The organism is Streptomyces sp. CT34, assembly GCF_000805335.1.
Classification (GTDB): Bacteria; Actinomycetota; Actinomycetes; order Streptomycetales; family Streptomycetaceae; genus Streptomyces.
The window spans coordinates 4,721,716-4,722,028 of the sequence record NZ_KN708638.1; the positions used below are offsets into that span (position 1 = coordinate 4,721,716).

Here is a 313-nt window from a genome sequence, read left to right on the forward strand (position 1 = left end):
AGACGGACTCCTTGGCGCTGAAGAGGAGGCGGTCCCAGTGGATGTCGGGGTGGGTGCCGAGGAGTTGGCTGAGGTGGGTGCGTTCGGCGGGGGTGGTGATGCCCTCGCGGACGGTGGGCGGTAGGGGGGCGTGCGGTTCGGCGTCGATGCCGAGGTGGGGGATGTCGGTGGTGTGGGCCACCGCGGCGGCGCGGTAGCCGTCGCAGTGGGTGATGCTGCCGGTGATGCCGGGGGGCCAGGCGGGGGCGCCGGGGGGGTCGGGGGGCAGGGGGGTGGGCGGCAGGCCCAGGCGGGGCAGGGCGCGGGGGGGGCA

Annotated in this window: 1 protein-coding gene; it reads right to left on the reverse strand. The window is 76.7% G+C overall.

The genetic code is table 11. The annotated features are described in order from the left end of the window. The coding region (locus tag RZ84_RS39105) for a 4'-phosphopantetheinyl transferase superfamily protein (RefSeq protein WP_157878995.1) at positions 1 to 313 on the reverse strand (313 nt) is incomplete at both ends.